At 61.1% G+C, this 8,398-nt stretch carries 7 protein-coding genes and 1 pseudogene; 4 read left to right on the top strand and 4 right to left on the bottom strand.

Annotation, left to right across the window (positions count from 1 at the left end; all coding sequences use genetic code 11):
• Window positions 1-145: 145 nt before the first annotated feature.
• A pseudogene (locus tag J9892_RS13820) lies at window positions 146-250 on the bottom strand (isopenicillin N synthase family oxygenase); the annotation flags it as partial.
• 383 nt (window positions 251-633) lie between these two features.
• Between J9892_RS13820 and J9892_RS13815 the strand changes: the two are divergent.
• Window positions 634-1,800 carry an RNA-guided endonuclease TnpB family protein gene (locus J9892_RS13815; RefSeq protein WP_210538506.1) on the top strand — a complete coding sequence of 389 codons (1,167 nt, stop codon included), beginning with the start codon at window positions 634-636 and terminating at the stop codon, window positions 1,798-1,800.
• 234 nt (window positions 1,801-2,034) lie between these two features.
• Here J9892_RS13815 and J9892_RS13810 read toward each other — a convergent pair whose 3' ends face one another.
• Window positions 2,035-2,673: an NAD(P)-dependent oxidoreductase gene (locus J9892_RS13810; protein ID WP_210538505.1), complete on the bottom strand. Its 639-nt coding sequence runs from the start codon at window positions 2,671-2,673 to the stop codon at window positions 2,035-2,037.
• Between the two features lie 100 nt (window positions 2,674-2,773).
• Between J9892_RS13810 and J9892_RS13805 the strand changes: the two genes are divergently transcribed.
• Both J9892_RS13805 and J9892_RS13800 read left to right on the top strand, forming a co-directional pair.
• Window positions 2,774-3,673, top strand: a complete 900-nt coding sequence (locus J9892_RS13805) for a LysR family transcriptional regulator (RefSeq protein WP_210538504.1) — start codon at window positions 2,774-2,776, stop codon at window positions 3,671-3,673.
• A gap of 116 nt (window positions 3,674-3,789) precedes the next feature.
• Window positions 3,790-4,689 carry an AraC family transcriptional regulator gene (locus J9892_RS13800; protein WP_202042383.1) on the top strand — a complete coding sequence of 300 codons (900 nt, stop codon included), beginning with the start codon at window positions 3,790-3,792 and terminating at the stop codon, window positions 4,687-4,689.
• Here the strand turns inward: J9892_RS13800 and J9892_RS13795 are convergent.
• Window positions 4,686-5,801, bottom strand: coding sequence for an EAL domain-containing protein (locus J9892_RS13795; protein WP_210538503.1), 1,116 nt, complete (start codon window positions 5,799-5,801; stop codon window positions 4,686-4,688). The genes J9892_RS13800 and J9892_RS13795 overlap by 4 nt on opposite strands.
• Before the next feature lie 197 nt (window positions 5,802-5,998).
• Window positions 5,999-6,250 carry a hypothetical protein gene (locus J9892_RS13790; RefSeq protein WP_201923027.1) on the bottom strand — a complete coding sequence of 84 codons (252 nt, stop codon included), beginning with the start codon at window positions 6,248-6,250 and terminating at the stop codon, window positions 5,999-6,001.
• On the opposite strand from J9892_RS13790, the gene J9892_RS13785 reads away from it, so the two are divergent.
• Complete coding sequence (locus J9892_RS13785; RefSeq protein ID WP_210538502.1) at window positions 6,236-8,380, top strand: TonB-dependent siderophore receptor; 2,145 nt, start codon at window positions 6,236-6,238, stop codon at window positions 8,378-8,380. The genes J9892_RS13790 and J9892_RS13785 overlap by 15 nt on opposite strands.
• Window positions 8,381-8,398 lie beyond the last annotated feature (18 nt).

Here is an 8,398-nt window from a genome sequence, read left to right as displayed (position 1 = left end):
CGGAGGTTGGCGGAGTTGCGGGGCTGCATAGGCGTCATGTTCATAGAAAAACGCCCCAGGCCATCGAGACCCAGGGCGGTGAAGATATCAAAGACCCGTTTTCCGGTAAATCGCAATGCGGCTCCGCTTAAGTGAACAGCATTGCCACTTCGCGGGCGGCCTGGCCAAGCTGCGCCAGCATCTGGCTGCGTGTAGCCGGGGTGCCCTTGAGGGCGGCGAGATCGATGATCGGCAATGATGGGGTGGTCATGGGCATCTCCTCACTTTCCGTGAACGGGGTCTGCATGCCCCGGCGTGCGGGGTGTTGCGAAACTGGGGCGCACTCTTCTTGAGTGGCGTCGTTTGGGTTGAGGGTGATGCTACTGTTCGAGGTTATAAGGTGGAAGCAACAAAATATTCTTAGCAACTGCCCCGTAAACCCTCGCCCAATCGGGCGGGGATATAAGGGGAGCTAATTTGGTGTATTCTATTCTGCGATGTCGCACACTTCCTGAATGCCTTGATAATGATCAGATTGCGAAAAAGCAAAGCCATTGCATCAGTATAAATATTTATCATTAAATTGACAATATGTATTTGATATTTCAAAAATAAAGAATTATTATAAGAGCACATTGCATCAGGGTCATTAATGTGAAAAGAGCCACAAAAGTACGCTTATATCCCACCGATGAACAAGCAGCATTCATTAATGCCCAGTTCGGCGCGGTGCGGTTTGCGTATAATAAGGCGCTTCATATTCAGCAACACATGTATCGTCACCATAGTGTGTCTTTAAAGCCAAAACGCGATCTAAAACCTCTTCTTGCAGTAGCAAAAAGGTCGCGTAAATACAGCTGGCTTAAATTGTATGACTCACTCGCTCTTCAACAGGCGGTAATCAACCTGGATAAGGCATTCGCCAATTTTTTCAACCCCAAGCTCAAGGCCAGGATGCCCACCTTCAAGAGCAAGCGAGGCAGGCAATCGAGCTACCACCCCAATGGGAAAGTGCTGGCCGATGCCATACTATTGCCGAAGATGACGCCCATCCGAGCTGTCATTCACCGAGATATTATCGGCGCGGTATCCAGTATCACGGTCAGTCGTAGCCCGACAGGGAAATACTATGCATCCATCCTTTGCGATGATGGCTGTGAGGCTCCCGCCAAGCCCTCCCTCATCACAGAGGTGACAGGCTATGATTTGGGTCTGTCACACTACCTTATTCAATCCAATGGCAAAAAAACGGATAACCCGCGCCACCTTATTAATGCGAGCCGTAATTTACGGCGAAAGCAAAAGGCCCTGTCTCGCAAGAAAAAGGGCAGCGCCAACCGTGGCAAGGCAAGACGGCAACTGGCCGCCCTGCACGAACGGGTAGCTAATGCCCGCGCCGATTTTCAGCACAAACTCTCTCACACGATGGTTGACGAAAACCAAGCGATCATCGTGGAGACATTGAAATCAGCGAACATGATGAAAAATCACAAACTGGCCCGCGCCATTGGCGATGCTGGTTGGCATGGTTTCATCATGAAGCTGGAGTACAAGGCACAAGCGGCGGGTCGCCACCTAATCAAACTTGATCAGTGGTTTGCCAGCTCGAAACTGTGTAGCGATTGCGGCCACAAGATGCCGGACATGCCGTTGCATCAGCGGCAGTGGGTATGTCCAGCGTGTGGGGTTGGGCATGACCGCGACATCAACGCGGCCATAAACATTCGACAGCAAGGAATATTGGAATTAAAAGCGGCGGGGCTCGCCGTTTCTGCCCATGGAGGCCAGTGTAAATCCGTCAATCTGACGGTAGCGGCCTAAGAAGTGGGAAGCCTCGCCGCTTGCGGCGGGGAGCAGTCACTTATATACAAAATTCGAAATGGAATTCGGACTTGAGCGAATGGAACGAGCAACGGGCGGCTCAGATGGCGATCTGCCGTACCGGGTGAGGGCGACATTGGCGTGACGGGATAAACGCGGGAGAGAAAATACGGAGGGAGGCATCCGCCTCCCTCCGTGTGACTGTCGTGGGAAGGGTTGCTGGCGCGCCTTTCCTCAGTAACCCAGGGTGAAACGCTGGCGCAGGTGAGCCGGTGCTTGCACCTCGTTCAGCACCCCGTCCGCCAGATCGCCGACCGTGATCCCGGCGGGCTGCTCGCCGCTGAACAGCACCTGATCCGTGCCAAGGCGGTAACCGCCGCGCTTCTCGCCGGGTTCGAGGAACACGGGTGGGGAGACGAAACGCCAGTCGAGGGTGGTTTCCCGGCGAAGGGCGGTGAGACCATCCCGGGCCGCGAGGGCCCCTTGCTTCCACTCTGCCGGGAACTCCGGGGTGTCCACCAGCTGCACGCCCGGGGCGATTTCCAGACTGCCGGCACCGCCGACCACCAGCAGCCAGCTCCCGGCTTCGTTGGCGGCGGCCACGATAGCGCTGGCCCCCTTGAGGTACTGATCGTAGATGTCCGGGGCACTCCAGCCCGGGTTGTAGGCACTGATCACCCGATCGTGCCCCTTGAGCACCTTGGCCAGTGCCTGGCTGTCCTGGGCGTCCACCGCCACGGCGGTGACTTGCGGGTGAGCGGCGACCTTGCTCACGTCACGCACGATGGCGGTGACCTGATGACCGCGGCTGACGGCCTCCTGAAGGATGGCTGAACCGACAAAACCGCTGGCACCGATGAGGGCAATCTTCATGGGAATTCTCCTTCACTGTGGGAATGGGGCTATCCTACGCCCCCGAGTGTGATTTAATAATCCACTTAAAATTGCATTCACTTGTAAGCAGGGCTTCATAATGGATCAGCTCAGACGCTACGCCATCTTCGCCGCCGTGGTGGAGGCGGGCAGCATGACCGGCGCCGCCAAGGCCCTCGGCATGACCCCGTCCGCCGTCAGCCAGCATATCAGTCAACTGGAGAGCCAGCTCGGCCTGCCCCTGCTGCACCGCTCCACCCGCCGCCTCAGCCTGACCGAAGCGGGGGAGGTGGTGTGGCAGGGCTGCCAGTCGTTGCAGCAGACCCTGAACGACACCGAGCTGCGCCTCTCGGAGGTGCGCGACAGCCTGCTCGGAGAAGTGCGGATCACCGCGCCGGTGGGGATGGCGGGCCAGCCCCTGGCGCGGGCGCTCTCGCCGCTGCTGCAGGCGCACCCGGGCCTGTGCATCCAGATCATTGCCGACGACGAGAAGCGGGATCTCATCAAGGATCGCATCGACGTGGCGCTGCGGGTCGGCACGCTTGAAGATTCCACCCTGGTGGCGCGCAGGCTGGGTCAGACCCGGATGCTGCTGTGTGCCTCGCCCGCCTATCTGGCACGCAAGGGCACGCCGCGCAGCCCGGCGGATCTGCTGGCCCACGACTGGCTGGCCTCGGACATGCTGGGGGGTGGGATACTGCTGTTGGACGAGAAGGGGGAGGCCCACAAGATCAAGCCCAAGCCCAGGGTGCTGTGCAACAACGTCTTGCCCCTGCGCCAGTTCACCCTGGCAGGGCAGGGGATTTCGCTGCAACCGGAAGGTGAAATAGAAGAAGATATCGCCACCGGTCGATTGCTCGTGCTGCTGCCGGGCTTTTTAGCCCCTCCCATGGAGATCCATGCCATCACCCCCCAGCGGGAGATCCCGGAGAAGGTGCGGCGGGTGATCAGCGCCCTTCGCAGCCACTTTGCCGAGCATGGCCAGAGCCGTCTACCCTGAGCGGGGCGGGATGAATAGCCAGGCGGTGCGCCGGCCTTGCGGTCGGCGCGACACCCCTGTTTAATGTGGCCCTCCCGGGCCAGAGCGCCCTCTGCTGGCGTGGTCTCAAGCGCATCATGACACCGACTTCTCCCCACCCACTCCGTGAGCCGGCACCCGAGGCGCGCGCCCACCTCACCCGCATCGAGCGAGTGCTCGACTACATCCATGCCAATCTGGATCAGCCGCTCTCCCTGGAGGCGCTGGCCCGGCAGAGCTGCTGGTCTCGCTGGCAGTTGCAACGGGTATTCCTGCATGAGACGGGCCAGACGGTGGCTCACTATGTGCGCGAGCTGAAGCTGAGCATGGCGGCGGAGGCGCTGCTTTCCACCCGGCTGCGGGTGCTGGATGTGGCGCTGGATCACGGGTTTGGCTCGGAAGTGAGTTTCAGCCGCGCCTTCAAGCAGCAATTTGGCTGCTCGCCGCTGGCGTATCGCAAGCGGGGCCTGCGGCTGGGGCTGCGCACGCCCCTGGTGCGGGCGGCGGTCCCCCGCTCTGCCTCTCCCAACCTGGTGCAGGTGCGCATAGAGAGCCTGCCGGCGTTCACCTTGCAGGGAGTCAGGGGCACGATCCGGGGGTTGTTCGATGCCTCACCGGATTTTCAGCAGACGGTGCCCGCCATCTGGCGAGCGCTGCGCGAGACGGGGGCGCTGGACCTGTCGAGGGAATGGCTGGGGGTGGTGGGTGTATCGGGGGCAGGGGAGCGGCTGCCTTACTGGGCCGGGGTGGCCACGACGGCGCCTACGCCCCCCGGCCTGTCGAGTCTCAACGTGCCGGCTCAGGAGTATGCCGTGCTCACCCACAAAGGACCCATTGCCCAGCTGGGGGAGAGCCTGCACTGGTTCATTCTGCACTGGCTGCCGGAGTCGGCATACCGGGGGCTGGACGGTTTCGAGCTGGAGCGCTATGCCCCCGGCTTTGACGGCCAGCAGCCCGACGCCACCATGGAGTACTGGCTGCCCGTCGCCCCCCGTTAGGGAAGGAGGCTCACCCCGGCATGGAGCCGCGATGGCTCCGGGCGTGTGGCGCTGGCCAGGAGCTCAGTGAACTGGGCCGGTGGCAGCGGCTTGGCGAAGTAGAAGCCCTGCAAGTAGTCGATGCCATAGTGGCGTGCCATCTCGACCTGCTCCTGGGTCTCCACCCCCTCGGCGACCAGAGCCAGCCCCATGCGATGGGCGAGATCCAGGATGTTTTCGACGATATGGCGGGAGGGGCCTTCCTCTTTCATTCCCTTGATAAAGCTGCGATCGATTTTGATGATGTCCACATGGAACATCTGCAGATAGCAGAGGCTGGAGTGGCCGGTGCCAAAGTCATCGATGGCGATGAGCACGCCCAGCTCGTCCAGGGCATCGAAGATGACGCGGGTCTGCTCGTCCGCATCCACCATCTCCCGCTCCGTCACCTCGAGCACCAGGCGCAGAACCTGGCCCGGGAAGGCGCGAAGAAAGTCGCGGCACTCGGCGACGATGTCCTGGTTTTTGAAGTGCTGGGCGCAGACATTGACGGCGACGTGAAAGCCGGGGGGCAGCCTGTCGGCCACCCCGACCAGATAATCCCGGGTCTGGGCCATCAACTGGCGGGTCATCGGCATTATGTAGCCGCACTCCTCCGCGAGGGGAATGAAGTGGTTGGGGGCAATCATCCCTTGTGTGGGATGACGCCAGCGCATCAACACTTCACAACCGCGCAGGCGCCCCTGCCTGTCCATCACGGGTTGCAGATGGGGGATGAACTCCCGGGCCGCCATGGCTCTGACAAGCTCGCTGCGAGGGGAGCCGCTGCGCCCCCTCAGATAGAAGGTGAGCAGCCCCAGCAACAGCGCCAGCACAGGGGCAGCAAGCAGGTTCTCCTGGTTGTACGCCCAGGCAAACGCCAACACTTCCTTGTAACCGTTGAGCGCCACCAGGCGATAGGGATGAGCGGTGGGATCGCTCTGTTGCAGACGTTGTCCCCCTTCCAGCAGGCGGGCTGCGGGCAGGGTCCTGCCGTGGCCATCGAGGGCCTGGTCCCCGAGGAGGAAGAAGAGGTTGTCCTCCCCCATCACGGCCTGCAAGGCGCCGAAGATGTGGAAGCCGTCCAGCTCCACCAGCAGGGTGCGATCGCCGGATGGCTTGGTATTGTCTCAATCAGGGCTGATAAAAGGGTGGGTATGCTATCGCCTCATTTATCAATAGCGATTGACCAGGATCAACAAGGGGAGGGCACACACGACCATACTTGTCAGATGAGTGTAAATATGGTGGTGAAAATGCCGCCATGTTCTGAATATGTGATGGTTACTTTCTAATTGGCTGTGCAAGTGAAGGCGGTGTCCTTCATCAGGCGGCCATGATGGGTGTTCCCTGAGAGCCTCGACGGCGTCGCCATGTTGCCTCCGATAGCAGATGGCATGCCTGCCACCCTCGCTTTCCCCGCTGCCGCGCCAACATGCCCCAAATTGTTAATATCGGGGCAAAATAGAACAATAAAATGCAAATGATATTTGTTACTATTCACATGCAGTAAGTAATCGAGGATCAGATGCAGCTTGTTCACCCCCCTTTGACCCTGGTCGCCGTGACCATCTCCACCCTGCTTGCAGGCTCTGTACAGGCCGCCGCGCCCGAAAGCCAGGATACGGCCACCGCCGACGAGACCCTGACCGTGCTCGGCCAGACCTATCGCAACACCGCGACCAAGACCCGGCTCGACCCCATCGAGACGCCCCAGGCCATCTCGGTGGTGGATGGGGAGACCCTGTCGCTGCGCGGTGTCAGCTCGGTGAGCGAGGCGCTGCGCTACGTGCCCGGCGTCAACACCGAGCTGCGGGGCGGGGCGGTCAACCGGCTGGATCTGTTCAACATCCGTGGCTTTGACAACTACCAGAACTTCTATGACGGCCTGCTGCTCCAGTACAACGACTGGAACCTGCAACCCCAGATAGATCCGGTGGCCATCGAGCAGCTGGAGGTGTTCAAGGGGCCGACATCGGTGCTCTATGGCAGCATGCCCCCCGGCGGCATGGTCAACCTCATCGCCAAGCGCCCCCAGCGGGAGAGCAAGCACAACGTGAGCGTGGCGACCGGCACGGGCACCCTCAAGGAGATGACCCTCGACAGCACCGGTGCCATCAACGAGCAGGTCGCCTATCGGCTGGTGGGGCTGGCCCGGGAGAAGGATGGCCAGGCGGTGACCTCGAAGGAGGAGCGCTACGTCTTTGCGCCGTCCCTGGACTGGCAGCTCGGCGAGCGCACCCTGCTGAACCTCAACCTTTACTACCAGAAGGATCCCGAGGCCGGCATCTACACCACTGTGCCCGCCAGCGGCTCGGCCAAGTCCAACCCCCTGGGGCAGCTTGGCAGCGACACCTTCCTTGGCGACGAGAACTGGAACGAGTACAACCGGGACGTGACCCTGCTGGGCTACAAGCTGAGCCACGACTTCAACGAGCGCTGGCAGGTGCTGCAAAATGCCCGCTACATGGATGCGTCCGCCTATCAGCGCAACACCTACAACGCGGCCCTGGCGGCGGACAACCGCACCCTGGCCCGCAACGCCTATCTCACCGATGAAGACTCTCGCGGCGTTGTCATCGACAACCAGCTGGCGGGCAAGGTACAGACGGGCTCTGCCCAGCACAACCTGCTGCTTGGGGTCGATTACCAGTACCTGGATGCCCATATCCTCTACCGGGATACCCTCGACTACTCGGCGCCCAGCATCGACATTTTCAACCCGAACCATAGCCAGATAGTCCCAGAGGCACTCACTTTCAATTACCAGGATAAAAAGGTGATCCGTCAGTCCCAGACCGGCGTCTATCTGCAGGATCAGGTGCGCCTCGATCGACTGGTGGCCATCGGCGGCGCCCGCTACGACCGCTACCGGATGGACACCGACAGCCGGACCCTCTATCAGGGGGCAGACAGCCAGTCCCTGGCCCACCTCGATCAGGACAACCTCTCCTTCCGTGTCGGCGCCCTCTATGAGCTGGATGGCGGCTTCTCCCCCTATGCGAGCTATGCCGAGAGTTTCGAGCCGGTGCCGGGGGCGGACAAGCAGGGCCAGGCGTTCAAACCGGCGACCGGCCATCAGTGGGAAGGGGGCGTCAAGTTCCTCTCCGACGACATGAGCAAGACGGCGACCCTGTCGGCGTTCCACATCACCAAGAAGAACGCCCTGGTGACGGATCCGGACAATGTCTACGGGCCCAAGCTGCAGACCGGGGAGACGGTCTCCAGGGGCATCGAGCTTGAGGGGAGAGCCGATCTCACCAGCCAGCTGGATCTGGCCCTCAACTACACCCTGATGGACATGGAGATCACGCGCGACACCACCACGTTGCAGGGCAAGACGCCGGTCTGGGTCCCCAGACAGATGGCGTCGCTGTGGAGCAACTACTACCCCGGCGGCAACCTCGAGGGGATGCGAGTGGGCGCCGGCCTGCGCTACGTGGGGGAGACCGAGATGGATGCCGCCAACACCGACAAGGTACCGGACTACCTCCTGATGGACATGTCCGCCTCCTACGATCTCGCCGCCCTCAGCGCAAGCCTGAAGGGGATGGGGGTATCGCTTGGCGCCAGCAACCTGTTCAACAAGACTTACTACTCTTGCTACGACCAGAACAACTGCTGGTTCGGGGCCGAGCGAAGCGTGGAGGCGCGACTCAAATACGCATTCTGACCTTGCGCCCCGGCACGC

This window comes from Aeromonas sp. Prich7-2 (genome assembly GCF_017939255.1).
Classification (GTDB): domain Bacteria; phylum Pseudomonadota; class Gammaproteobacteria; order Enterobacterales; family Aeromonadaceae; genus Aeromonas; species Aeromonas caviae.
This window is presented reverse-complemented; position numbering and strand designations above follow the sequence as displayed.

Bases quoted from the DNA above. Each gene is read 5' to 3' on its own strand.
- J9892_RS13785 (WP_210538502.1), top strand. From the start codon at position 6,236: ATGCAGCTTGTTCACCCCCCTTTGACCCTGGTCGCCGTGACCATCTCC.
- J9892_RS13800 (WP_202042383.1), top strand. From the start codon at position 3,790: ATGACACCGACTTCTCCCCACCCACTCCGTGAGCCGGCACCCGAGGCG.
- J9892_RS13810 (WP_210538505.1), bottom strand. From the start codon at position 2,673: ATGAAGATTGCCCTCATCGGTGCCAGCGGTTTTGTCGGTTCAGCCATC.
- J9892_RS13805 (WP_210538504.1), top strand. From the start codon at position 2,774: ATGGATCAGCTCAGACGCTACGCCATCTTCGCCGCCGTGGTGGAGGCG.